Consider the following 23,946-nt stretch of genomic DNA (forward strand, 5'->3'; position numbering starts at 1 on the left):
TATGGATGTTTGAGAAATTCGAACAAAGATCTTTATGAAATCGCCAAAAATGACATTTCAAACATTGTTGCACCAAGTAGATTAAAGTTGTTTTACTATCTTAGAGGAATTCTAGCTAACTCAAAACCAACCTTATGAAAACAACCAAAATCCTTTTATCTGGGATTATTCTGTTCGCTGGTATTGCGACTTCAACAGCACAGAAAAAGTATTCAAAAAGTCAAGTCAAAAAATTTAAAGCCGAAGTAGAAGCTCTAGTGGAAGCCAATAAAAAGCAAACACAGGTAATGGTGGACAAAATCTTCAGTTTTGCCGAACTGGGCTTTCAAGAAGAAGAGAGTTCCAAATACCTCACTGGAATCCTCGAAGAAAACGGTTTTACCATTGAACATTCCGTTTCCAATATTCCAACATCATGGTTCGCTACATGGAGCAACGGGGAGGGCCCTGTAATTGCCTTGGGGAGCGATGTGGATTGTATTCCAAAAGCTTCTCAGTACCCTGGTGTGGCGTATCACAAACCTATTGTTGAAGGTGCCCCGGGGCATGGCGAGGGTCATAACTCGGGTATTCCATTGAATATTACATCTGCATTGGCTGTAAAACAGGTAATGGAAAAAGAAGGCATTGGAGGCACCTTGATCCTTTGGCCCGGAATTGCCGAGGAATTGGTTGCTGCCAAAGCTTGGTATGTACGCGATGGTCTTTTTGATGATATTGACATGTGCATTTTTACCCACGTGAGCAGTAACTTGAGCGTTTCGTGGGGACCGACACGTGGAACTGGACTGATTTCCGTTGAATATATGTTCGAAGGTGAAGCGGCCCATTCTGCTGGAGCTCCTTGGAGAGGGCGTAGTGCCTTAGATGCTGCTGAACTCATGAATGTTGGGTGGAACTACAAAAGAGAGCACTTGCATCCATTGAAACGCTCACACTCCATTTTTACCGATGCAGGCGACCAGCCCAATGTGGTGCCATCAAAAGCAGCAATTTGGTTCTATTTTAGGGATGTCACCTACGAGGGAATTATGGAAATGTATGCCGAGGCCAACGATATTGCCAAAGGTGCAGCCCTGATGACTGGAACCAAAATGACTTCCCGCGTGCTGGGTACCGCATGGCCTAGGCATTTTAATAAAGTGATTGCCGAGACCATGTACGAAAATATAAAGGAAGTTGGTCTGCCCACTTGGTCCGAAGCAGACCAAAAATTGGCAAAAGCTGTGCAAACAGAGATGAAATCCAAAAAAATAGAAGGATTGCCCACAGAATTGTCTGAAATTGGGTTACCTGTTTTGGAACCTGTGAGTGGGGGTTCTGATGATATTGGGGATATTTCGTGGAAAGTGCCAACGGTAACCATGCGTTTTCCGTCCAACATACCGGGATTGCCAGGGCATCACTGGGCCAATGCCATTGCTATGGCGACACCAATTGCGCACAAAGGGGCAACCGCAGGGGCCAAAGCTGAGGCTATGACCATTATGGATTTCTTGTTAAAGCCTGAATTGTTGACCCAAGCTTGGGACTACTTCAATAACGAGCAGACCAAGGAAACAAAATATGAACCTATGATTTCTGCGGATGATATGCCGCCTACGTTCTTGAACAAGGACAAGCAGGATATGTTTAGGCCAGCCTTGGAAGAATTCTACTATGATGAAACCAAGTACGATACCTATTTGGAGCAATTAGGGGTAGAGTATCCTACGGTGAAGGAATGATTTGATATGTCAGTTCGAGCGGAGTCGAGAACTTAAGCGCATCTCGACTGCGCTCGATGTGACACAAATTTGGAAGCAAGTCGTCATGCTGAACTGGTTTCAGCATCTCATTTTAGAAAGGGAGAGATTCCACATCAATTGCAGAATGACAGTTTTAGACCTTTTTCATCTTGTCATTCCTGCAAAAGCGGGAAACCGTGGCTTGTTTGACCAAATAACACTAATTTTCTCGAATACAACATCTCGACTGCGCTCGATGTGACATAAAATATTGAATCAAGTCCTCATGCTGAACTGGTTTCAGCATCTCATTTTGGAAAGGTAGAGATTCCGAATCAAGTGCGGAATAACAGTTTTAGACCTTTTCATCTTGTCATTCCTGCGAAAGCAGGAAACCGTGGCTTGTTTGACACGAATGGCACGAATTTTATCGAAGCCAAAGTGTTATTCTGAGGACCTCAATAACTATCAAGACGAAGAATCTCCAAAAATTCATGCATTATTTATCCAAGAATCCAAATTATGTTAGGCTTTCTTCTTCAGCAAGGCCATATAAAATCCATCAAAACCAGTCTCTGAAGCAAAAACATTGCGTTCTTTCACAAATTCAAAGTCTTTCCCGTTTTCGGACTCCAAAAACTTTTTGACTTGTTCTGAGTTTTCCTGTGGAAGTATGGAACAGGTAGCATACACCATCTGTCCACCTTTTTTTACCATTTTGCTGTAGTTCTGGAGAATATCTTGTTGTACTCCCATAATACGGTCCACAAATTCAGGTTCCAGTTTCCATTTAGAATCGGGATTTCTTTTAATCACACCTAATCCAGAGCAGGGAGCATCAAGCAGTAACCTATCGGCACTATTGTGCAATTTTTTGATCACTTTGGTAGAATCGATCACTCGGGTTTCCACATTGTGAACGCCATTTCGCCGCGCTCTTTTCTTGAGCTTTTTCAACTTGCTCTCATAAATGTCCAATGCAATCAATTGCCCTTTGTTTTGCATTTGCGAAGCCAAGTGAAGTGTTTTTCCACCAGCACCGGCACAGGCATCTACCACCCTTTGTCCGGGTTCCACTTCCAAAAATGGGGCAACCAATTGAGAAGAAGCATCTTGTACCTCGAACAAACCATCTTTAAAGGCTTGGGTAACAAAAACATTTTTGCGCTCCACAAGTTTCAGTGCATCAGGATAACCCTCTATAAAATCGGTCGCAATATCCTCTTTGGCCAAAAACGATTTCAATTGTGGTTTTGGCACCTTTAAGGTGTTGGTACGCAGAATTACATCTGCTTGTTGGTTTTGAGCTGCAATCTCTTTGGTCCATAGGTCGTAGCCCAAGGATTTTTCACCCAGTTCGTCCATCCAATCAGGAATGGATTCCCTAAACTTTCTAATCTTGGATAGCTCGTCAAACCTACCTTTTATTCGGCGTTCGGGGGTGCCTTCCAATTGTTTCCAATCCGGTATGCGAATACCACGAAGTACGCACCAAACCCCGAACAAACGGAACAGGTGTTCACGACTGTAAGGCTCGTGCACTTCGGCGATTTCAGAATAGAGGCGTTTCCATCGAACAATATCGTAGGTGGTCTCGGCGATGAATCCACGATCGCGAGCCCCCCAGCGTTTATCGTAACGCAGTACTTTTTCTATCACTTTATCAGCATATTCCCCCTCATTGAAAATCATATGGAGGGCATCAATTACGGCAAATACCAAGTTTCTGTGTAAACGCATCATATCAAATAAGGTTGCAAAGGTATGATTTCTCCTTACTTTTGAGGAAAATAAAAACAATGAGGTCAATCCTGTCTATTTTTGCCATTCTGGTTTTAATTTCTTGTGTAGAAAAACCCCAAAAACAACCCTTTCAATCTGTCGAAATAACTCCTGTTTTTGAAGATTCAGTTAGTGTCAGGGCCATAACATTTTTAGATGCTAGAACATTGGCCTTTGCGGGAAGCAATGGGGTTTATGGGACTGTTGATATAAGGTCACTTCAAGTAAGGTCCAATATTCAAACATATGATTCCATTACGCCAACTTTTAGGGCTGTTGGAGGAACAACCCAAGATTTTTTCATGCTTTCCATTGAAAGTCCTGCTTTGCTTTACAAGACAGGTGACAAAGGACAGATGGAGTTGGTATACACCGAAGAAGGCGAAGGTGTTTTTTACGACAGCCTTGCTTTTTGGAACGATTCCGAAGGAATTGCCGTGGGGGATACCGTGGGTGGATGTATTTCTATAATCATAACTAGGGATGGTGGAACTTCTTGGACTAAAACTCCATGCTCGGATTTGCCTGAAGGTATAGAAGGAGAAGGGGCGTTTGCAGCCAGCAACAGTAATATTGCTGTACAAGAAGATAAAGTTTGGATCGGAACCACCGCGGGACGGGTTTATTTTTCAGGCGATAAAGGAATGACTTGGCAGATACAAGAGACTCCGATTGTTTCAGAAAAACCTACCCAGGGCATCTATTCAATCGACTTTTTTGATGAAAACACGGGCTTTGCGATTGGTGGGGATTACACCCAGCCAGAATCCAACAAGGCAAATAAAATTAAAACAGTTGATGGTGGTAAAACGTGGCAATTGATTGCTGATGGGCAAGGTCCGGGTTATAAAAGTTGTGTCCAGTTTGTTCCCAATTCAAATGGAGAAGCTTTGGTTGCTGTAGGATTTACAGGAATTTCTTATTCTTCTGATGGTGGTGAGAATTGGATACAATTGAGCGAGGAGCCATTCTTTACACTGCGATTTTTGAACAATTCCACTGCTTTTGCGGCGGGAAGCAACCGGATTGCAAAACTGGTATTTAAATAAAAAGAGCAAATATTTTAGTTCATCTGTTGGTTAATCCCGACCCCGTCGTTTACGGAATTGTTGAATCATTTGTCTTTTGAAATCCTCCTCGGCCTTTACCAATAGTAGCACTTTTTTGGAAGGGATTACAGTTCTTAATTCTGATAAAAATTCCCGTTCTGCTTTTTGTTTATCAAACTGAAGCGCGAGAAGGTTGTCCAATAAATCGTTGGATTCTTCATTGGAGAGTTCTTGTGCCTTAGCGATGTTGGCATGTATTCCGGCCCGCTCTTTTCTTCGAATGTTTTCCATTACCTGTTCGTGTTCGTTGTAAATGGGCCAGAATTGTTGGGCTTCTTCACTGGTTAAACCTACCCGTTCCGTGATAAAGGCAACCTTAAGCGATTTGATGCGTTCTCTTCCCGGGCCTTGGGCGCGCATCAAAAAAGCGCCAAACAAAAGGAAACACAGTATAAGTACTCTCTTATTCATAATCGGTGTCATCTAAATTTAATTCTTTAATGTCTTCGACATTTTCATCCAAATACTCCATAATGATGTCGTCTTCAAAATCATCACCCAACATGTCGGTCAACTCCATTTCTTCCAAAGAAACTACTTCAGCTATTTCATAAGAAGTCATCTCAAAATCGGTATTTTCCAAATAGGATTCTATCTCGGCGTTGGCCAAATCGTCAAAAGTGATGGGTTCTGGATTTGAATTCCAAGTAAGGCTGAAAATCAATATAAAAATAGCGGCTACGGCAGCAACACCATAATAGAAATTCCGATTGGTTTTAAATTGAATGACCTTAGTTTCTTTTGCAACGGTTTTGGAAAGAACAGATGGTGTTACTTCATCAAAATAGGCATCCGGAACTGCAAAACCATCACTTTTTGGAATTAAGGATGTTGTTTCTTCTGCTTCTTCTTTTTTGATTCTGTCCATAAGACGGTCATTGAAGTTCTCGAAGTAACCTTCCGGGGTATTGAAACTGTTTTTTTTGTCCTTTTTCATCTTGTTGTTATGACTGCTAAATTCGCCAAAGGTTTAATTCTCTTTAAGATAAGCTTCTATTTTTTTAACAGCTAAATGGTAGGAGGTTTTTAAGGCTCCTACGGAAGTATCCAATGCCTCGGAAATATCCTTGTATTTCATTTCCTGAAAATACTTCATGGTAAACACCAGCTTTTGTTTATCAGGAAGGGTTACCAAGGCTTTTTGTAATTTGAGTTGAATTTCATCACCGTCAAAATACACATCGGCCTGCAAGTTTTCTACCATTCTGTTCTTCAATTCTTGGTCGCTGATCCCCATTTTTCGTGATTTTTGCTTCAAGAACGTCAACGATTCGTTGGTGGCGATGCGATACATCCAAGAGTAGAGTTTACTGTCACCTTTAAATTTGTCAATATTCCGATACACTTTGATGAAGGTATTTTGAAGCACATCATCCGTATCGTCGTGATTGAGGACAATCCTACGAATATGCCAATACAGGCGTTCTTTGTAAGTGTTTACCAACACCTCAAAGGCCTTTGCGCGGCTTTCTTCTTGTTTAAGTTCGTGGACTAAGGTTTCTTCAGCAATCAATGCTCTTGTTGTTTGATGCTTTGACTAAGGTAAGGGGAAAAGGTTTAATTTTTAATAAGCAATAAGCAATAAGCAATAAGCAATAAGCAATAAGCAATGGGCAATGAGCAATCTGCGAAAAGGGTCAAGGGGGGGTAAACGGTAAATGGAGCTAATGTCATTCTGAGCGGAGCGAAGAATCTTTTATGTTTAGGAGTTAGGAGTTAGGAGTTAGGAGTTAGTGGCTGAGACATGACAATCTCAAAAAAGTATGCGTCATGCCGAACTAGTCCCAGCATCTCATTTTATTGGGATGGGATTCCACATCAAGTGCGGAATGACGAAGGATAAATATCTTATTAAAGTATTGAAAGCAACAAATCCAATAATCCAATTGTCCAAAATTCCAATAATCGAATAATCCAACTATTTAAGCGGTAAACGACTGCATTTCCACTAGCTTTTTATAGCTCTTGGCAGATTTCATCAATTCCTCATGGGTGCCCTGTTCCACAATCTTGCCTTTGCTCATTACGACAATGGTGTCTGCGTTTTGTATGGTGGACAGACGGTGTGCTATGACGATGGAGGTACGGTTTTTCATCATCTTTTCCAAGGCATCTTGTACCAAGCGCTCGCTTTCGGTGTCCAAGGCAGATGTGGCTTCGTCCAAGATCATTATGGGTGGGTTCTTAAGCACGGCCCTGGCTATGGACAATCTTTGTTTTTGACCACCACTTAGCTTATTTCCGCTATCGCCAATGTTCGTGTCGTAGCCATTGGGAAGTTCTATGATAAAATCGTGTGCGTTGGCCACTTTTGCAGCTTCCATAATTTCCTCATCGGTAGCATTTTCCTTGCCCAGCGCAATGTTGTTTTTCACGGAGTCGTTAAAGAGGATGGAATCTTGTGTTACCAACCCCATGAGTCCACGAAGTGACTTTTTTGTGATGTTTTTGATATTGGTGCCATCAATCAAAATCTCACCTTTATTAACGTCGTAGAAACGGGTAACCAAATTGGCCACGGTACTTTTTCCACTACCTGATTGACCCACTAAGGCCACTGTCTTGCCTTTGTCAACCTTTAGGCTGAAATCTTTCAGCACATAATCATCCTCGTATTTGAAGCCGACTTTATTCAACTCAATACCTGAATTAAAATTTGTTTTATCCTCAGCTCCATCAATATCTGTGATGGGGTTTTCGGATTCGAGTATCTCCAAAACACGTTCGGCGGCAGCATTCCCTTTTTTAACGCCATAAGATGCCTTGCTGATGGCCTTAGCAGGCGTTAGTATGTTATAGGCCAGCCCCATATAAGCAATAAAGGAAGAAGCATCCAACGTTTTGTCCACCAATACCATTTTACCGCCAAACCACAATAAAACACCAATGACCAGGATTCCCAAGAACTCACCAGTGGGGGAGGCCAAGTTTTGCCGGTTCAACAAGGAATTGGAGAAATGGAAAAATCGTGTGGTCGAATGCTTAAAGGTTTGGTAAAACCTGGATTCCGAATTAAATGCCTTGATTACACGGAGTCCACCCAAAGTTTCTTCCACAATGGAAAGGAATTCGCCCTGTTCTTTTTGTACCCTGTCCGATTTCTTTTTCAGTGATTTTCCAATTCGGGAAATGATCATTCCGGCTACGGGGATGAAAACAAAAACGAAAATGGTAAGTTTTGTACTGATTCCGAACATGACCAAGATGGTAAATAAGATGGTCAATGGTTCGCGTACGATCAATTCTAAAATTGAAAGGAAAGAGTGTTGTATCTCCAAAACATCCGAAGTGATTCTGGCAATAACATCTCCTTTTCGTTTTTCCGAGAAATAAGAAATGGGCAAGTCCACAATCTTCCGGTACATCTTGTTTCGGATATCCTTAAGCACTCCATTGCGCAAAAAGGTAATGAAATACATCGCCAGGTAGTTGAAGGCATTTTTCAACAAAAAAAGCACAAGTACCAAACCTATGACCAACACCAAGGCTTTCATTTCTTCATCTCCCGCATAGGCTGTAATGCGATAGTTGATGTAGTCTTGCAGGTAATCTTTTGATTTAGCAAAGCCTTCGTAAACTGGTTCCACAAGGACTTTCTCCTGAGGTTTAAAGAGAACATCCAGCATGGGAATCAAAGCCGCAAAGGACAATGCACTAAAAAGCGCATACAAAATATTGAAGAAAATATTCAAAAACCCATATTTGCGGTACGGTCGCGCAAATTGGAGAATCTTTTTAAAGTAGTTCATTCACTTATAAATTCAGCTCGGAAAGGATACCTTCAATTTTGGTTTCCAACTGCGAATTTACGGATTTAAAATCCTCTGCCTTGTCCAATTTTGCATTTGTGCTGATGTAAAACTTTACTTTGGGCTCGGTGCCACTCGGGCGGGCTGCGATTCTAGTGCCATCTTCTGTTTCATAGATCAATACATTGGATTTTGGCAAATGAAGGGTGAACTCTTCGCCTGTCTGTACATTTTTGACAATGGAAGTATTATAATCTTCGATGTACAGCAGTTTTGAGCCTTGAACGGTATCCACGGGATTTTCTTTGAAATCCTTCAACATTTGCTTGATTTCTTCTGCCCCGCTCATTCCTTTTTTGGTGATGGATATTAATTTTTCCTTGTAGAAACCGAAATCCACGTAGGCATTAATCAAATCCTTGTAGAAAGAGCTTCCATTGGCTTTGGCGTTGGCTGCAATTTCGCAGGCCAATAGGGTGGAGGTTACGGCATCTTTGTCGCGGACGAAGTCACCTACCATATATCCAAAACTTTCTTCACCGCCTCCAATAAATTCAGAGTTAGGGAAGTCCTTGATCATTTTACCGATCCATTTAAAGCCCGTCAACGCTGTTTTAAATTCCACACCGTACGATTTTGCCATGTGCTGCATCATGGGGGTGGAAACAATGGTGGTAGCGATAAATTCGTTGCCTTTGAATCCTTTTTCCTTGTATTGGTCCAAAAGGAACTTGGTCATCAGCACCATGGTTTGGTTTCCGTTTAAGAGCTCCATTTTGCCATCGAGGTTGCGCACCGCGATTCCCAAACGGTCACTATCGGGGTCGGTACCCACGACCATATCTGCACCAATTTCTTCGGCCTTTGCTATTGCTATGGACAAAGCTTCGGGTTCTTCTGGGTTTGGAGATTTCACCGTCGGGAAGTCTCCGTTAGGTTCTGCTTGCTCTTCGATAATGGTTACATTCTTATAACCGGCACGCTTCAAAACTTCCGGAATCGCGGTAATGGAGGTTCCGTGCAAAGAAGTGAACACAATTTTAAAATCATCTTTTCCCTTGGCATCAAAACTTCCATTTTTAATGGATGCATCAAAAAAGGCTTCATCCACATCTTCATCAATATAGTGAATCAGACTTTCATTTTTATCAAATTTGATGTCCTCAAAAGAAAGAGCATTGATCTCTGTAATAATTTCACCATCCTGCGGAGGCACAATCTGTCCGCCATCGGCCCAATATACTTTGTATCCGTTGTATTCTGGCGGATTGTGGGATGCCGTAAGCACGATTCCTGCGTGGCACCCGATATGCCTCACCGCAAAAGAAAGTTCCGGTGTTGTCCTAAGGTCCGAAAATAAATGAACCCTGATTCCATTGGCGGAGAAAACATCGGCCACCGTTTTTGCAAGGGATTTAGAATTGTGTCTGCAATCGTAGGCGATTACAACCCTAAGGTCATCGTCTGTATAGGTTTTTTTAAGATAATTGCTGAGTCCCTGGGTATTTTTCCCCAAGGTATATCTATTTATTCTGTTGGTACCCACACCCATTACGCCACGCATACCTCCCGTACCAAACTCTAAGTTTTTATAAAAACGTTCCTTGAGCTCCTCGGGATCGTTTTCCATTAGATGTTTGATTTCTTTTTTTGTGTCTTCGTCAAAAAAATCAGTTAACCAAGTTTGCGCCGTAACTGTTATGGAATCCATAGTGTTTATAGTTGTTTAGGTGTTTAAAAATACAAAGTTTAATGAGTTTAGGAATGGCCTAAAGGTTAATTTTATCCGAGATATTGTATCGCGTGTCGTTTTTTCGGGACCGTACCATAATCTCCCCTAGAAATCCGGCCAAAAACAATTGTGTACCAATGATCATGGCGGTCAATGCAATATAAAATTGCGGTCTTTGGGTAATTAAACGACCTGTAGGGTTTAAAAAGAGCTTGTCTACCCCCAAATAAAGGGCAAATCCCAAGCCTACGATAAACATCAGCACACCCCAAGCCCCGAACAGGTGCATGGGTCTACGACCAAACTTGGATACGAACCAAATCGTGATCAAATCCAAAAAACCATTGATGAAGCGTTCCGCCCCGAATTTTGTGGAGCCGTATTTTCTGGCTTGGTGCTGTACCACTTTCTCGGTGATGTCCGAAAAGCCGGCGTTTTTGGCCAAAACCGGGATATATCGGTGCATTTCCCCCGAAACTTCGATGGTTTTTACCACTTTATGGTTGAAGGCCTTAAGCCCACAGTTAAAATCGTGCAATTTTACGCCCGAAGTTTTTCGTGCTGCCCAATTGAACAACTTGGAGGGAATGTTCTTGGTGATAACGGAATCGTAGCGTTTCTTTTTCCAACCGGAGACCACATGATGGCCTTCTTGGGTAATCATCCTGTACATTTCGGGGATTTCTTCGGGATTGTCCTGCAAGTCGGCATCCATGGTGATGATCACATCGCCTTCGGCGGCTTTAAAACCTGCGTGCAAGGCTTGTGATTTTCCATAGTTCTTTAAAAACCGGATTCCCTTGACGTGTTCGTTGACCTTGGTAAGCTCCAAGATGGTTTTCCACGATTCGTCACTGCTGCCATCGTCAATAAAGATAATTTCATACGAAAAATGATTGGATTGCATCACCTGTACAATCCAATCATGTAGTTCTTTTAGCGATTCTTGCTCGTTAAGTAAAGGAATTACAATGGAAATCTGCATTGTTTGATTCTGGAATTCCTTTCAAAAGTAGTATTTTTTGTTTTAGTATTCCGCTTTGGACTTTTTCAAGATCAGTCCGGTAATAAGACCTAAGACCAAACCTATTACACAGTTCATGATTAAAATAACGGGATATTGAATCCAAGCGAAGCTTTTCTGCATTTCCACCCCTTGTTCCCATTGCTCTTCGGTCATATTTGGGTTTTGTTCCATGGCCTTTGGTTTTGCCAGTTCCATGGCTTTGTCCATAAAGTCGGGTTCAATAAAATTAGTGAGCACAAATTGATAGATCAAAGTGATAATGGCACCTATTAAGGCAACACCCACGGCAACTTTTAAGGCTTCCGTAATGGTTAAATAACCACCATTGGCCTTTTTAAAAGCGTTGACCGCAACAAATGTAATGGCGGCCAATATTACGATAGAGATGACGATGACCCCAGTACTCGTCTCGTAGTGCATTTTTTGGGTGTAGAGCATAACAGCGAACACTACGGATATTATGCCCAGCAATAGGCCGTAGTTCAATGCAAATTTTCCGGTTTTTGGTTGTTGTTGTTCCATTTTTTTTTGAAATTAGTGTTGTTTACAAAAGATTAGTGATAGCTTGCTTAAATTTGTTACAGATAAATTTAACTTTATTTTTTTAGCAATTTAAAGTTGGAGAAACAAAAGAAATCATTAAATTTGCACCCTGAAAATTCTGAGATTAAGCATTTAAGACGATGAGAAAAGGTATACACCCAGAAAACTATAGATTGGTTGCTTTTAAAGATATGTCCAACGACGACGTGTTTATTACAAAGTCCACTGCTGAAGCTAAAGAGACCATCAGTGTTGATGGTGTTGAATACCCTTTGGTAAAATTGGAAATTTCAAGAACTTCACACCCATACTACACTGGTAAGACCAAATTGGTCGATACCGCTGGTAGAATTGACAAGTTCAAGAACAAGTACAAGAAATTTAAGAAGGAAGAAGAGAAGGAGACCGAGTAGGTTGTACTTTTCAACGAAATATAGGAACGCTCTCGACACTATTCGAGGGCGTTTTTTATTTTTACAGAATACAAGAACTAGTTTAACAGTTTATCACTTGTTTTTTTAGAATCCTTTTTGCGCATTTTTTCGTTATAATTTTGAACCATAACTGTGGCTATGCTTAAAAATCATGTCTCAAACTGCATCAAAAATGATTTATAATAATTCCAATCATAAACTCCTGAACTAGTTCTAAAAGCTGCGCTATGAACTATATCCTTTCAGACGGTAATCACCGCGAAGACCTTTTTCCTTTTACGTTCACACGCCCGGTATCCGAGATTCGGGTGGGTATTTTGACCATCCATGAAAAATGGGAAAAATGGCTGAACGCATCCGTGAGTTTTCAAACCGAAGATTATCTGTCCGAAAAGTATCGGTTGACGGTTGCGGCAAAAAACACCGTAATCAATGGCAGTTATTTGCCCAATCAATCTTTGACCGATGCCATCAACAACTTAAAGATGGGCGAAGCTTTGATGGCAGGGGGTGATTACATTGCCTACGTGGCCGAAAAGCCCGAAGCGAATTTTGACGCATCAACATATACAACCGTAGCTTTTGATGGTGACGTGTTGACCATTAAACATACTTGGGACATTTTTTCCAACAATGCAGCGGCACTCCAAGCTGATTTTGATGTATTGACCGAAGGAAGAACCAGTCAACCCATTCCCGAGACCAACCAAGTTAAGAGCCCAGAGAACATTTTTATAGAAGAAGGAGCCACGGTGGAGTTCTGTATTTTGAATGCCTCCACAGGTCCTATTTATATTGGTAAAAACGCCTTGATGATGGAAGGCTGTATGGTGCGAGGTGGGTTGGCCCTTTGTGAAAGCGCCATTTTAAAGATGGGCGCCAAAATTTATGGTGCCGTAACCGCTGGACCGGGCTGCAAATTGGGCGGGGAAGTGAATAATGCGGTGCTTTTTGCCAATTCCAATAAGGGACACGATGGTTTCCTTGGAAACTCTGTGCTAGGGGAGTGGTGCAACATAGGAGCCGATACAAACACTTCCAACTTAAAAAATAATTATGCGCCCGTTCGCCTATGGAACTACCAAACCGAAGGTTTTGCCAAAACAGGGCTGCAATTTTGTGGATTGATGATGGGCGATCATAGTAAATGTGGTATCAATGTGATGTTCAACACTGGAACTGTTATCGGGGTGAGTGCCAATATTTTTGGTAGTGGTTTTCCCCGAAACTTTATTCCAAGTTTTAGTTGGGGCGGGGCAACGGCAGGGTACACCACTTTTAGGACCAACAAAGCTTTTGAAGTGGCCGAGGCCATGATGAAACGCCGAAACATGGAGTTCAATGATACGGAAGCCAAAATTTTGGAGCACGTATTTGAATTGACCCAAAAGTGGCGGAACTTCTAAAGTAATTATAGACTAGTTTTTTAAGTTCCCACATTTGCTACTAATTCGAATCTCTTTGTTGATTTTACGGTAGCTCAATAACTTTTCCTTTGAATCTAGATTTCCGTAGTAGTCAATAAAATACTTTTCAAACAAGATACCGTTTGTTAAGTTCCTCCTTGTTTTCCATTCTTCAAACGCCGTGGAAAATTCTAAAATTGGCTTGTGAAAGCCAGTATGCTTGTCTATAATATAATACTCAGTACCCAGCTTTAACCTTTTTACTTTTTTGGGCTTGATTGAAGCCAGTTTGTACCTGTGGTATGAACTTTTGGCGATGGTGGTATCTGTCATGGCTATAAAATCATAATTTTTGGTCTGGTATGTAAAAGGATTTGTGTATTGCGAAACCAGTTCGCATGCAACGGAAAAGTTCTCCGATGATAACAGTTCACTTTTTAAAATCTCAGAGTTTATGGAAATCCCTTCATTATCGGTTAAATTTAAGGCATAGGTAACACTATCAACCTCAGTTAAAACAACCAAATAATCATTCTTCTTAGAGTTGGTGAGCAGTATCTTCCTAAAGGTTGTGTCCTTTTCTCTAAATGGTCTATTTTTTATTTTAACCGAGTCCTGAAAGTGCGTCACCTCATACTCAATCCAATAATCAAATTCATATTTTTTTTGTGAAAAACCCATTGCGATGATTAATGAAAAAAGGATTACTGTAACTACTTTCATTCTGTTTGGATTTGGTTAAGCCTAATCGGTTGACCATCAAATTTAATAGAAAAGTAATGTGAATTCGGCTTATCTTATACCAATCGAACAATGTAACACTCCAAAAACATCTGATAAACTATTCCAGTTTCCCGATCAGTCCCCAACCATTGACTTTGTCGATAACTACGCAATGAAGGCTGTTGACACCTTGTTTAAGTTGAAGCGGTAGCTTGTGCGCACTCATGCCCAAATGGCCTTGAAACTGGTTGTTTTTGGATTGAAACGTGTTGTTTCCGTAGGTAATTGCCGCTATTTTTTTACGCCCAACTCAAGTTTTATGCGTTCATGTACTTTCTCTTCCTAGGGATGGATGTTTTTCATTGCTTTGTACCAGTGATTCATAGTAGTTATGATCACAACCAAGATTATTCATCAATCAAAAAACAACAGTAATGACAAAACATGTAACACTTTACTTTGCACTACTACTGATCTTCAGTAATTGTGCCTCTACCAAAACCAACGAACCAACTTTAAAGGATTATACCATTGGAGAAAAATGGACTTGGAAATGGGAACGCGCAGTGGAAGGAGAGGTTCGTGCACAGGGTGAAGACATCCAGGAAGTAGTAAACCACAATGGAACTTTAGGACTTTGGAACGGTGTCGATACCGTTCAAATTTCGAAAACCACAAATCAAAAGCAGGGCAGCACCCCGTTTCGTAATTGGCCTTTGCAGGTAGGGAAAAAATGGAAATACGAGTCAGAATGGGAAAATAATGAAGGTACCACGGGAAAAACCAGTCAAGATGCTGAAATTGTTTCATTTGAAGAGTTAAATGTGGAAGCCGGAACATTCAAGGCATATAAAATAGAATACAAAGGAATTGTAACCAATTCTAGAGGTTTTAAAGGGGAAATGACGGATATTTGGTGGTATTCCCCAGCATTAAAAACATATATCAAGCACGTTAATATGGATGGTTATGGGGTGTATGTAAATGAGTTGACCAGTTATTCCAAACCCGAGTAGTAATAACCATAAACAACAAGAGGCCCTAAAAATGAATGGTTCAATGCCCAACAAAACGACAAATACAAGACTGTCCCTCTATTGGAAATGCCAATTTATTGGCTGGGGGATTGTTTCCCTTTTATGGCTCTATATTGCGCTGGTACGGGATCAATTCACCATTGCTCAAGCTTTAATCAATTATATCTTGGATGTTACCATTTGTATTGGCCTTACGCATACCTACCGTTTGGTAGCCCTAAGGTCAAATTGGAACCATTTGGGAATCAAAAAGTTGATACGAAAAGTTGTGCCGTCAATTTTAATATTGGCGGTTTTGTTTATGCTTATCATGAACCTAAAAACGTCAGTATATATCTATTTAATTAATGATTCTAATACCTTTTCAAAAAACCTTTTGGTTTGGAACCCTGTTTTAATCACGGGACTACGGCACATGTCCATATGGGTATTGGCCTACCATGCCTATCACTTCTACATTAAAGAGGTGAATACGGCTAAAACAAATGCCCAACTTTCCGTTGTTGCAAAGCAAAGTCAGTTGGACAATCTAGCCGCACAGTTGAATCCGCATTTTTTGTTCAATTCCTTAAATTCCATCAAAGCCTTGGTTTTTGAGAACCCAAAAAGTGCACGAAGAGCCATCGATTTATTGTCCGACCTATTGCGTTCATCATTGTATGAAAAAGAACATACCACCATATCCATTGCGGAAGAAATGGCATTAGTAAAGGATTATGTAGAGTTGGAAAAACTTCGATTTGAGGAACGCCTGAATATTACATTTGATATTGACCATACGCTTGAAAATTTTAAAATCCCACCATTGAGTATTCAACTTTTGGTTGAAAATGCGATCAAACATGGGATAGATAAACAATTGGAAGGGGGTACCGTAGATATTTCGGTTCAAAAGAAGAACGACCATGTGGGGATAAGTGTTAAAAACCCCGGAAATCTTTCCAAAGGAAAGCATAAGGGGGTAGGGTTGAAAAATCTGAAGGAACGCCTATTGTTGCAATATGAGGGGAGGGCTGAGTTTAAGGTGGAAACCCCTTCTGAAAATAAGGTAGTTGCCACATTAATGATTCCAATTGAAAACTGATGAGCACATATACAACTTTGATCATAGATGATGAGCGCTTGGCCCGGGAAGAGGTTCGGAGAGCCCTTGAAGGTTACCCTGAATTTGAAATTGTGGGCGAAGCGAACAATGTGGAAGTTGCTATTGGTCTGATAGAAAAAGAACAACCGGATATCATCTTTTTGGACATTCATATGCCGGAGAAATCAGGATTTGATTTGTTGGAGGAGTTGGGAACCGTTCCCGAAGTGGTGTTCACAACGGCCTATGATCAATATGCGGTTCAGGCCTTTGAAGTAAATGCTTTGGATTATTTGGTAAAACCGCTAAGGGAAGAGCGGTTTGCCAAAACCATCGAAAAGGTAAAGTTGGAACTGCAAAAGAAAGAGGAAGAGCAAAAAACACCCTTGGCAAGCCATCAAAAAATATTTATCAAGGATGGCGAAAAGGTATACTTTATTGCATTGGCCGAGATAAGTTTAATCGAATCCATGGATAATTATGCACGCCTTTATTTTGGCGATAAAAAAGCCATGATCAAACGCTCGCTCAACCAATTGGAAGAAAAATTGGACCCCAACACCTTTTTTAGGGCCAATCGAAGTCAAATCATCAATACGGAATACATTAAAGAAATCCACCCGTATTTCAACAACAAACTGCAGTTGGTATTGACCACTGGAGAAAAGATAGCGCTCTCCAGCAGGCAATCGGTAAAGTTCAAAAAACGGAACAGTTTGTAGCGGTTTCACAAGCAATCAAATCAAAATAACGAACAGCAAAAGCATATTGCTTTAGGACGGTTATGTCCTGAACTAAAAATCAATCAAAATGAAAAAATCAATCAAAACAACAATTATTCTTGCACTCGTAGCCTCCTGTTTTGTAGTCTCTTGCAAGGAACAAGCCCCCGTTCAAACCCCAAGAACGATTACGGAAGATGGCAAAACCTATTTGGTTCAGGACAGTATATTGATTTCAACCGGTGATGGAGCAAAGATCCATGCGATCGTAGTTCGAAATGCCGAGGCTTCGGAACCAAGTCCGGCCGTGTTGTTTCATACCATCTACGCACGCAAAAGTGACTTGAAAAGAGCCAAAATGGCTGCGGACCATGGGTATGTGGGGGTAGTTTCGTACACTCGTGGCAAGGGCTTGAGCCCTGATTCCATAGTCCCGTATAAGTATGAGGCCACCGACACCTACGAGGTAATCGATTGGATCAGTAAACAAGATTGGAGCAACCAAAAAGTGGGGATGTATGGTGGTAGCTATGTTGGCTTCACCCAATGGGCTGCGGTAAAGCACAAAGTGCATCCTGCCTTAAAAACCATTGTTCCTTCGGTCTCCGCAGCGCCGGGTATTGCAGAACCCATGGAAAATGGGGTATATTTTAACTTCCATTTTCCTTGGCACCACTATGTCTCCAACAACAAGTATTTGGACACGACATTATACTCCAATGGACAGCGCTGGCATAATTTGAACATGGAATGGTTCGAGAAAGGAAACGCGTATAATGCCATGGACAGTTTGGATGGATTGCCCAATCCACAGTTTCGAGAGCGGTTATTACACCCCACCTACGATGCCTATTGGCAAAACATGATGCCCTACCAAGAGGAGTTTGCGCATATAAACATTCCCGTTTTGGCAACAACAGGATACTATGATGGTGGGCAAATAGGAACGCAGTATTATTTGAAAGAACATGCCAAGTACAACAAAAAAGCGGAGCATTATCTGGTTATTGGTCCATACACCCATTTTGGAGCCCAGGAAAAACCCAGTGCCCATATTTTTGGGTACGATATAGACCCCGTGGCCCAAATTGATATCACGGAATTGATCTTTGATTGGTTCGATTATGTATTAAAAGGTGAAGCCAAGCCAGATTTATTAGCAGACAAGATCAACTATCAGGTTATGGGAGCCAATGCATGGGGGCACGCTCCCTCGCTGCATGAAATGTCGAATGACACCCTCAAATATTATTTGAGCAACGAGCGTTCGGGAGTTGGCTTTGCATCGCTGTTTGATACCGGAAATAATGGAAAAGATATCCATTTCACGCTTGCGGAGCAGCCTGTAGATGCTAATGAATATTTGGAACAGACCATTGATTTTACCGACCGAAGCAACCTTACATGGAATTCAAGTGGTTGGAGAACTATTGTAGGGGACAGTTTAATGGTGGGACATGGTTTTTCCTTTGCGACCCAAGCTTTTGACTCCGATTTTGAACTGAACGGTTCTTTTGGAGGGGAAATCTCGGTATCCATCAACAAAAAGGATTTTGATTATAAAGTTGTGTTGTTCGAGCAGACCCCTGATGGTAAATTCTTTGCGCTGACCTTGCCCTATGTAGGTAGGGCCAGCTATGTGCGCGATTGGGAAAACCGACAATTGTTGACACCCCATGAAAAGGTGAAACTACCATTTGGAATTGTACGAATGACGAGCAAGAAAATTAGTAAAGGCAGCAGATTGGTAGTGGTGGTCAACGGAATCAAAGATCCTTTTACGGAAATCAATTACGGTACGGGCAAAAATGTTAGCGAAGAAACCATCAAAGATGCCAAAGAACCTTTGATCATTAAATGGTATGGGGAGAGTTATTTGGAGATTCCGGTTAAAAGAAATTAAAAGGTTGTTCAGTAGTTAATGATCAACCTGAGACTTTTTCCGCGGTAAGGGTGATTTCTGGTTCGGTAAGGGTAAGTGATTTTACCTCCCCATCCTGAAAATCAAAACTGATGGTGACAGAAGGTGTACCATTGTAGGTGAATAGGTTATCCCCAATTTTGTACAGGGCACCTCCAAACCCACCAATGGGGCCTAAGGATAGCAGCTTTCTCATGTTGACACCTATGGTGAAGCCTTCAGTTTCCCCATTGCCATATTTGTAATCACCCAAGTATTTCTGCTGTTCCTCTGGACTTACATCCAGGTATTTGATGCCGCTTGCATTGCCCAAACCGGATAAATAATCGATGGTCTGCTCTAGGTGTTCCATTTGGGTTGCGGTCATTTTGTCCTTCATTCGCTCCCCTGCGTAGGCGTGATCTAACAAACTTATTCCGTGTGGACCGGTAGCTTCCTGTATTCCGGGTGCTGCTTCAATAGCAGATTTTACCACATTAAAATGACCCAACATGGCAAAAGTGAATAGGGTAGGCCTTGCCCCTTGGTTCATCAGGTATATCGCGATATCCCTTCGGCCAACATGGGATGCAGCTCCAATGGCCGATTCAAAATCACCAAAACGCCACTCCCAAACCGATCGCGAAAGTTCAGGTCTTTTTTCCACCAAGGCTTTTACGCCATCGAGATCAAAATGGGATTTCCCTACTACTTCCGCAATAATTTCTGGAGCTATGTTGGGAAAGTGTTGGGGTATGTTATCATTATAGGGCAACACCGAGGGATTGTTTGTGTTTTGCGCAGACCAGGAGATACTTGGAAACGACAAACCTAGCATTGCCAAGGAAGACGTTTTTAGCAACGCCCTCCTATTTACCGTATGTTTTTTTGATTCCATTTCCTTAAATGTACCAAAAAAGAAAAAGGGGCGATGTTTCCAACGCCCCTTTAACAACAAAACCAGGGTTTTTTACAAAGTAATGCTCAAAAACCCATCTTTTTGTAGATTGAAATTATACAGAATCCCATTGGCTACTACACCCATTTCCTTGGGTAGTTTTGTGGCATCTACTCCGAATTTTTTAAGGGAAAAACCACAGGCCAACAGTTTTATCTTTTCACTTTTGGCCAAATCCAGAAACGGTTGCATTTGTGCTATATCGGTAAGTCCTTTTACAGTCTCTCCGCAAATAACTACATGGAACTCCCCGAACTGGGCACCATCATTGGTAGCCAGTTGGTCAGCGGCCAATAGGATGGCCTTTAATTGTGGAATTTTGCGGGTAAGCACAATGTAGTTGTTCTGATCTTTATTGTAGGTGCTTTGTGCACTGACTTGACTAAGCCCGGTCAAAAAGGTGATGGCCACCAAGGCCACCATGAATAATTTTTTCATGTTTATTGTTTTTTAAGTTTTGGATTCAATACAAAAAAGAGGAGTCCGCCCAGAATAGCAATATTCTTGAACAACGGCCCAACCGTCGCCATTTGACCTACTTGAATGGTCAAAGTGATGGGAATTAGCATAACGATCAGTAGTAAGGCCGACCATTTGGTCTTGAAGCCGATAGCTAAGGCAATACCGGCAAGCAGCATCACCACTCCAGAGGCAATTACTGAAATTTCTGGAGGCCCCAACAAATGACCCAAAGCTCCAAATTTGGCATTTTCGATGCGAGCAACGGCCTTATCGGTATTGATCAAATGGTTTAAACTGGCTACAATGAATATCAAACTTACCATGACCCGTAACACGGCTATCGAGCTCCGGCCAACTTCAACTTTATTGTTTTGCATAGCCCTGCTTTAATGGAATTGATAATCCGTTCCCGGTAACTGCGATAATACATTGGGACCTAAATCCAAGGCCTTGGCACGACCGTCCAAAGTTGGGGCAATGGTGCCCTTTTCTTTGAGGTATTCCTCGATCACATCGTGGATGGTGTAGTCCATCACCTCCGTTTCCACCGTGTTGGGCATACGGCAGAGGGTAGGTAGGGGTTCTCCTTCCCTACGACAGGCGGACATGGAGTACAATTGATCTTCTACCATGGGTTTGCCACCAATCGTAATGGAAGCCACACGCTCGCCCATCGGCTTGTTGGCATAAAAGGTAAGTTCCATGCCCGAAAAACGCACCAACCAGCCCCCAAATCGTTCCGTAGGGTCTGCAGCAAACACATTGTTCAGTTCTTTTTCCAGCCAGTTCTTGATTTGTTTACCGGTAGCTTTTCCAATCTTCACTTTTTCGTTTACGGGGAGCATGCTCCACAAATCCGCTTTGGTGATAGGGGATTTACCACCTTCTTCCACCGAAATCGGGGTACTGAATCGGAATCCATTGGAAATGGAAATGTCCACTCCTGTTTTCCATCGTGCCGCATCGGTAATAAAGTCGTCCATGGGGTTTTCTACCACAAAATAGCGATACAGCGGAGTGCTGGTGTAACCCAATACTTGGTCTATTTCCTCTTTGTACGGTGCGGTTTCCTTGGCAATGACTTCAGCCACTTTTTCATCGGCAGGGTATTTCTCGGGATCTACCTCTAAAAGGTCGTAGTTATCGTTCACGATCTTGCCATCTTTTACGGTCAAGGTGAATTTACCCACAAAAGATGCAAAGGCTCCGGGTTCGGTCACTTTGGTGTATTCGGTCTCCAAAGGTTTGCGGATGCGTTCGTGGGTATCGTTGCCCAGCACATAGTCCACGCGCTCCAAGGCGGGGTTGTTGGCCAGATTGTATTGCTTACTGATACCAATGTGCGTCACCACAAAAAGGATGTCTACCCCTTGGTTGTCCTTCAGTTCGTTGATGAGCGCTTCCAGGTTTTCCTCGATGGGGTCAAAGTGGATGCCCTTGCTGAAAGATGGATTCTGACGCACTGGAATTTCGGGGTCGTTGTAGGAGATAAACCCGAGTTTTACGCCTTTCAATTCTTTTACAAAATACTGCGGAAACAAAGATTCTCCATTGGCTTCGTGGTACATATTGGCCGAAATTACCGGAGTATCGTACTGGGTGAGCACGTCCATCATGGTTTTCTTGCCATATACCACTTCCCAGTTTCCGGGAATCAAAAAGTCGTAGCCCATGGTTTTGATGATCGGGGCAAAGGCCTGACCGTGTGACAATGCAGCCACTGCACTTCCTTGAATCATATCGCCACCATCCAAGATCAAGGTGCCTTCCGGGTTTTTGCTTCGTTCGTCCTCAAAAAGAGTTTTTACATGGGCGAGCCCTCCCAGTTTTCTAAAGGTGATTTGTTCGTTTTCCCAGAAAAGTTCGTCGTGGGGGAACAGCTGCCCATGAATATCGGCGGTCTGTAATATGGTGATGGTCTGTTCGGTGTCTTGCGCAGGGGTTTTGGCATCCTTGCAAGCGGATAGCGTTCCGAAGAGCAGGGCGATAAGGCCCAAATATTTTATAGTTTGCATGTTTTTATTTTATGATTCGACTTAAGATAAGGGGGGTGAATGCCTGATGTAGAAAGGACTATTTACGAATAGATTTTAAACTGCCGATATAAAATGTAGAGGGGAACTACCGAAGCAAAGGGTTGCTTTTCGGCAGCGTAAAGGTGCTTTCCGCTATTGGAAGCGGTAAAATAGCTAGGGGTTGTCACAGCTGGTAATAGCGCAGTGGCCATGAATTGCTGGGATGCGGTATTCTCGCTATGCTGCACGGCCACGTAGGAAGCGCAGGAAGCGGATACGGTGGTTTTTATTTTATTGGAGACCTCGGATTTTTCCAGCCCAAGGGCATGTTCCAAGGAATTGCGGACTTTACAGGGCGCCACCAAAAGCAAACCTGCCAACAAAGCGGTAAACAGGATGCGGATGTCGAATGTGGATTTGTGGATTCCCGGCATATTCCAAAGAAAACATTAATTAGACAAAAAAGATGTAACTAAAGTTACAGAGATTTTTTTGGAGAGTAAACTTCTTTTGTTCAGACTTCATTTTTTTACTTAGATTAAATACTTTTGTCTATATCTTTCCCTTGCTTTTTTCTGATAAGAAGAAGGAAGTCTATTAATAAATTCTGGATGCGTAATATCTAATACAAATCTTGCTATTCCAACTTGTATCCATTTTGTAAACTTAGAATTTGCTCCCATCCAAAATTCTTTCTCTAATTCCTCAAAATCATCTTTTAAAACATCCCATCCATTTTTTAAATCCTTCAAGGAAGCATTATAAGTGATCATTTGATTTAACAATTGGCCAGTAGCATCTAAATCCTTTCGTCTTTTAGGGAAATTATTATCCATAAAAGCCTGTAAAGTATCTAGATTTAATTCAATTTCTTGATTAGATTTGGCAATTTCCTTGGAAAGCTCTTTTTGATATTTTTCACTTTCAATTTTTAATTCCTCAAATTGTTCATCCGCTTCCTCTAGTTTTGCGCTAATTCGATGTATTTTCCTCCGAAATTGGGAAGGTGTTTGTGCTTCATTTTTATAGGCAAGATTATGCTCAATTTCAGCCCATGCATGCATTAAAACAGTGCGAATTTGAATTTCACACTTTAGATTAGATAGACCTCTGAAAGATGGCGTGATTTCCCAATCCTTTATTACTGAGGCAATTAAATGATGGGAGCGATATCCAAACTGGTCATATTTTAATTTTGTTTCTTTATCAGTTGATTCATGTATTTTTAATTCCTTAGTAATAATTTTTTTTATCTTTTCTATATCTTTTTGATAATAACATATAATTCTTATTCCACATATATCTTCGATTTCTTCTAATGGATTTGAATATGACTTTCTTTCAATTTTTTCTAAAAAAGAATTTGTGTTTTTAACCCGATAGGTAATAGAAAGGACTTTAATGTTTGCTTTTTTTAGCAAGATTTTAATAGATTCCACTAAATTTTTCCCCAGTGTATCGTAGAGTTCAATTTTTTCTTTAAAACCTTTTTCTATTTGTTGAATGTTCATTTTTATTATTTCTGCTGATATAAAG

At 41.5% G+C, this 23,946-nt stretch carries 23 protein-coding genes; 8 read left to right on the plus strand and 15 right to left on the minus strand.

Going from position 1 to position 23,946, the window contains the following annotated elements:
• The first annotated feature begins 134 nt into the window (after positions 1–134).
• The gene (locus J4E06_RS12860; protein ID WP_349524345.1) at positions 135–1,727 is read left to right on the plus strand and encodes an amidohydrolase; all 1,593 of its coding nucleotides are present in this window, start codon (positions 135–137) and stop codon (positions 1,725–1,727) included.
• 525 nt (positions 1,728–2,252) lie between these two features.
• Here the strand turns inward: J4E06_RS12860 and J4E06_RS12865 are convergent.
• Positions 2,253–3,467, minus strand: a complete 1,215-nt coding sequence (locus tag J4E06_RS12865; RefSeq protein WP_349524457.1) for an RsmB/NOP family class I SAM-dependent RNA methyltransferase — start codon at positions 3,465–3,467, stop codon at positions 2,253–2,255.
• A 59-nt stretch (positions 3,468–3,526) separates the two neighbouring features.
• Here J4E06_RS12865 and J4E06_RS12870 point away from each other — a divergent pair, with 59 nt between their 5' ends.
• Positions 3,527–4,558 carry a WD40/YVTN/BNR-like repeat-containing protein gene (locus J4E06_RS12870; protein WP_349524346.1) on the plus strand — a complete coding sequence of 344 codons (1,032 nt, stop codon included), beginning with the start codon at positions 3,527–3,529 and terminating at the stop codon, positions 4,556–4,558.
• A gap of 30 nt (positions 4,559–4,588) precedes the next feature.
• Here the strand turns inward: J4E06_RS12870 and J4E06_RS12875 are convergent, their stop codons facing one another.
• The 7 genes from J4E06_RS12875 to J4E06_RS12905 all read right to left on the minus strand — a co-directional run bounded on the left by J4E06_RS12875 (position 4,589) and on the right by J4E06_RS12905 (position 11,648).
• Complete coding sequence (locus J4E06_RS12875) at positions 4,589–5,029, minus strand: hypothetical protein (protein WP_349524347.1); 441 nt, start codon at positions 5,027–5,029, stop codon at positions 4,589–4,591.
• Positions 5,022–5,555, minus strand: coding sequence for a hypothetical protein (locus J4E06_RS12880; protein WP_349524348.1), 534 nt, complete (start codon positions 5,553–5,555; stop codon positions 5,022–5,024). The genes J4E06_RS12875 and J4E06_RS12880 overlap by 8 nt, the downstream gene beginning before the upstream one ends.
• A 33-nt stretch (positions 5,556–5,588) precedes the next feature.
• Positions 5,589–6,131 (minus strand): RNA polymerase sigma factor, encoded by a 543-nt coding sequence (locus J4E06_RS12885; RefSeq protein WP_349524349.1) that lies wholly within the window; start codon positions 6,129–6,131, stop codon positions 5,589–5,591.
• A gap of 409 nt (positions 6,132–6,540) precedes the next feature.
• Entirely contained in the window at positions 6,541–8,367 is a 1,827-nt protein-coding gene (locus J4E06_RS12890) for an ABC transporter ATP-binding protein (protein ID WP_349524350.1), read from the minus strand.
• A 4-nt stretch (positions 8,368–8,371) separates the two neighbouring features.
• A complete protein-coding gene (locus J4E06_RS12895; protein WP_349524351.1) occupies positions 8,372–10,078 on the minus strand; it encodes a phospho-sugar mutase in 1,707 nt (568 codons plus the stop codon).
• Between the two features lie 58 nt (positions 10,079–10,136).
• Positions 10,137–11,084, minus strand: a complete 948-nt coding sequence (locus J4E06_RS12900; protein ID WP_349524352.1) for a glycosyltransferase family 2 protein — start codon at positions 11,082–11,084, stop codon at positions 10,137–10,139.
• A 42-nt stretch (positions 11,085–11,126) separates the two neighbouring features.
• Positions 11,127–11,648, minus strand: a complete 522-nt coding sequence (locus tag J4E06_RS12905; RefSeq protein WP_349524353.1) for a DUF4199 domain-containing protein — start codon at positions 11,646–11,648, stop codon at positions 11,127–11,129.
• A gap of 161 nt (positions 11,649–11,809) precedes the next feature.
• Here J4E06_RS12905 and J4E06_RS12910 point away from each other — a divergent pair, with 161 nt between their 5' ends.
• Together J4E06_RS12910 and J4E06_RS12915 are read left to right on the plus strand one after the other, a co-directional pair.
• Positions 11,810–12,082 (plus strand): type B 50S ribosomal protein L31, encoded by a 273-nt coding sequence (locus tag J4E06_RS12910; protein ID WP_349524354.1) that lies wholly within the window; start codon positions 11,810–11,812, stop codon positions 12,080–12,082.
• Positions 12,083–12,330: 248 nt separating this feature from the next.
• On the plus strand, positions 12,331–13,509 hold the full coding sequence (locus tag J4E06_RS12915) for a GlmU family protein (RefSeq protein ID WP_349524355.1): 1,179 nt from the start codon (positions 12,331–12,333) through the stop codon (positions 13,507–13,509).
• Between the two features lie 12 nt (positions 13,510–13,521).
• Here the strand turns inward: J4E06_RS12915 and J4E06_RS12920 are convergent, their stop codons facing one another.
• Positions 13,522–14,232 carry a hypothetical protein gene (locus J4E06_RS12920; protein ID WP_349524356.1) on the minus strand — a complete coding sequence of 237 codons (711 nt, stop codon included), beginning with the start codon at positions 14,230–14,232 and terminating at the stop codon, positions 13,522–13,524.
• Between the two features lie 434 nt (positions 14,233–14,666).
• On the opposite strand from J4E06_RS12920, the gene J4E06_RS12925 reads away from it, so the two are divergent.
• The 4 genes from J4E06_RS12925 (at position 14,667) to J4E06_RS12940 (ending at position 18,978) form a co-directional block, all read left to right on the plus strand.
• Positions 14,667–15,248: a hypothetical protein gene (locus tag J4E06_RS12925; protein WP_349524357.1), complete on the plus strand. Its 582-nt coding sequence runs from the start codon at positions 14,667–14,669 to the stop codon at positions 15,246–15,248.
• Positions 15,249–15,291: 43 nt separating this feature from the next.
• A complete protein-coding gene (locus J4E06_RS12930) occupies positions 15,292–16,353 on the plus strand; it encodes a sensor histidine kinase (protein ID WP_349524358.1) in 1,062 nt (353 codons plus the stop codon).
• Positions 16,353–17,075 carry a LytR/AlgR family response regulator transcription factor gene (locus J4E06_RS12935; RefSeq protein WP_349524359.1) on the plus strand — a complete coding sequence of 241 codons (723 nt, stop codon included), beginning with the start codon at positions 16,353–16,355 and terminating at the stop codon, positions 17,073–17,075. Before J4E06_RS12930 ends, J4E06_RS12935 begins: the two co-directional genes overlap by 1 nt.
• A gap of 88 nt (positions 17,076–17,163) precedes the next feature.
• Positions 17,164–18,978, plus strand: a complete 1,815-nt coding sequence (locus J4E06_RS12940) for a CocE/NonD family hydrolase (protein ID WP_349524360.1) — start codon at positions 17,164–17,166, stop codon at positions 18,976–18,978.
• Between the two features lie 22 nt (positions 18,979–19,000).
• On the opposite strand, the gene J4E06_RS12945 is transcribed toward J4E06_RS12940, so the two are convergent.
• From J4E06_RS12945 to J4E06_RS12970, 6 genes are all read right to left on the minus strand, one after another.
• Positions 19,001–19,873 (minus strand): hypothetical protein, encoded by an 873-nt coding sequence (locus J4E06_RS12945; RefSeq protein ID WP_349524361.1) that lies wholly within the window; start codon positions 19,871–19,873, stop codon positions 19,001–19,003.
• Between the two features lie 72 nt (positions 19,874–19,945).
• The gene (locus tag J4E06_RS12950; RefSeq protein ID WP_349524362.1) at positions 19,946–20,371 is read right to left on the minus strand and encodes a sulfur reduction protein DsrE; all 426 of its coding nucleotides are present in this window, start codon (positions 20,369–20,371) and stop codon (positions 19,946–19,948) included.
• A gap of 2 nt (positions 20,372–20,373) precedes the next feature.
• Positions 20,374–20,772, minus strand: coding sequence for a DoxX family protein (locus J4E06_RS12955; protein WP_349524363.1), 399 nt, complete (start codon positions 20,770–20,772; stop codon positions 20,374–20,376).
• A gap of 9 nt (positions 20,773–20,781) precedes the next feature.
• Positions 20,782–22,410 (minus strand): bifunctional metallophosphatase/5'-nucleotidase, encoded by a 1,629-nt coding sequence (locus J4E06_RS12960; RefSeq protein WP_349524364.1) that lies wholly within the window; start codon positions 22,408–22,410, stop codon positions 20,782–20,784.
• 62 nt (positions 22,411–22,472) lie between these two features.
• Positions 22,473–22,844, minus strand: coding sequence for a hypothetical protein (locus J4E06_RS12965; protein ID WP_349524366.1), 372 nt, complete (start codon positions 22,842–22,844; stop codon positions 22,473–22,475).
• A 99-nt stretch (positions 22,845–22,943) separates the two neighbouring features.
• Positions 22,944–23,921: a GTP pyrophosphokinase gene (locus J4E06_RS12970; RefSeq protein WP_349524367.1), complete on the minus strand. Its 978-nt coding sequence runs from the start codon at positions 23,919–23,921 to the stop codon at positions 22,944–22,946.
• Positions 23,922–23,946: the final 25 nt, after the last annotated feature.

The organism is Allomuricauda sp. NFXS6 (assembly GCF_040148835.1).
Lineage (GTDB): Bacteria > Bacteroidota > Bacteroidia > Flavobacteriales > Flavobacteriaceae > Flagellimonas.

Coding starts and splice junctions, on each gene's coding strand:
- J4E06_RS12860 (WP_349524345.1), top strand. CDS start 135: ATGAAAACAACCAAAATCCTTTTATCTGGGATTATTCTGTTCGCTGGT.
- J4E06_RS12865 (WP_349524457.1), bottom strand. CDS start 3,467: ATGCGTTTACACAGAAACTTGGTATTTGCCGTAATTGATGCCCTCCAT.
- J4E06_RS12870 (WP_349524346.1), top strand. CDS start 3,527: ATGAGGTCAATCCTGTCTATTTTTGCCATTCTGGTTTTAATTTCTTGT.
- J4E06_RS12875 (WP_349524347.1), bottom strand. CDS start 5,029: ATGAATAAGAGAGTACTTATACTGTGTTTCCTTTTGTTTGGCGCTTTT.
- J4E06_RS12880 (WP_349524348.1), bottom strand. CDS start 5,555: ATGAAAAAGGACAAAAAAAACAGTTTCAATACCCCGGAAGGTTACTTC.
- J4E06_RS12890 (WP_349524350.1), bottom strand. CDS start 8,367: ATGAACTACTTTAAAAAGATTCTCCAATTTGCGCGACCGTACCGCAAA.
- J4E06_RS12895 (WP_349524351.1), bottom strand. CDS start 10,078: ATGGATTCCATAACAGTTACGGCGCAAACTTGGTTAACTGATTTTTTT.
- J4E06_RS12900 (WP_349524352.1), bottom strand. CDS start 11,084: ATGCAGATTTCCATTGTAATTCCTTTACTTAACGAGCAAGAATCGCTA.
- J4E06_RS12905 (WP_349524353.1), bottom strand. CDS start 11,648: ATGGAACAACAACAACCAAAAACCGGAAAATTTGCATTGAACTACGGC.
- J4E06_RS12910 (WP_349524354.1), top strand. CDS start 11,810: ATGAGAAAAGGTATACACCCAGAAAACTATAGATTGGTTGCTTTTAAA.
- J4E06_RS12915 (WP_349524355.1), top strand. CDS start 12,331: ATGAACTATATCCTTTCAGACGGTAATCACCGCGAAGACCTTTTTCCT.
- J4E06_RS12920 (WP_349524356.1), bottom strand. CDS start 14,232: ATGAAAGTAGTTACAGTAATCCTTTTTTCATTAATCATCGCAATGGGT.
- J4E06_RS12925 (WP_349524357.1), top strand. CDS start 14,667: ATGACAAAACATGTAACACTTTACTTTGCACTACTACTGATCTTCAGT.
- J4E06_RS12930 (WP_349524358.1), top strand. CDS start 15,292: ATGCCCAACAAAACGACAAATACAAGACTGTCCCTCTATTGGAAATGC.
- J4E06_RS12935 (WP_349524359.1), top strand. CDS start 16,353: ATGAGCACATATACAACTTTGATCATAGATGATGAGCGCTTGGCCCGG.
- J4E06_RS12940 (WP_349524360.1), top strand. CDS start 17,164: ATGAAAAAATCAATCAAAACAACAATTATTCTTGCACTCGTAGCCTCC.
- J4E06_RS12945 (WP_349524361.1), bottom strand. CDS start 19,873: ATGGAATCAAAAAAACATACGGTAAATAGGAGGGCGTTGCTAAAAACG.
- J4E06_RS12950 (WP_349524362.1), bottom strand. CDS start 20,371: ATGAAAAAATTATTCATGGTGGCCTTGGTGGCCATCACCTTTTTGACC.
- J4E06_RS12955 (WP_349524363.1), bottom strand. CDS start 20,772: ATGCAAAACAATAAAGTTGAAGTTGGCCGGAGCTCGATAGCCGTGTTA.
- J4E06_RS12960 (WP_349524364.1), bottom strand. CDS start 22,410: ATGCAAACTATAAAATATTTGGGCCTTATCGCCCTGCTCTTCGGAACG.
- J4E06_RS12965 (WP_349524366.1), bottom strand. CDS start 22,844: ATGCCGGGAATCCACAAATCCACATTCGACATCCGCATCCTGTTTACC.
- J4E06_RS12970 (WP_349524367.1), bottom strand. CDS start 23,921: ATGAACATTCAACAAATAGAAAAAGGTTTTAAAGAAAAAATTGAACTC.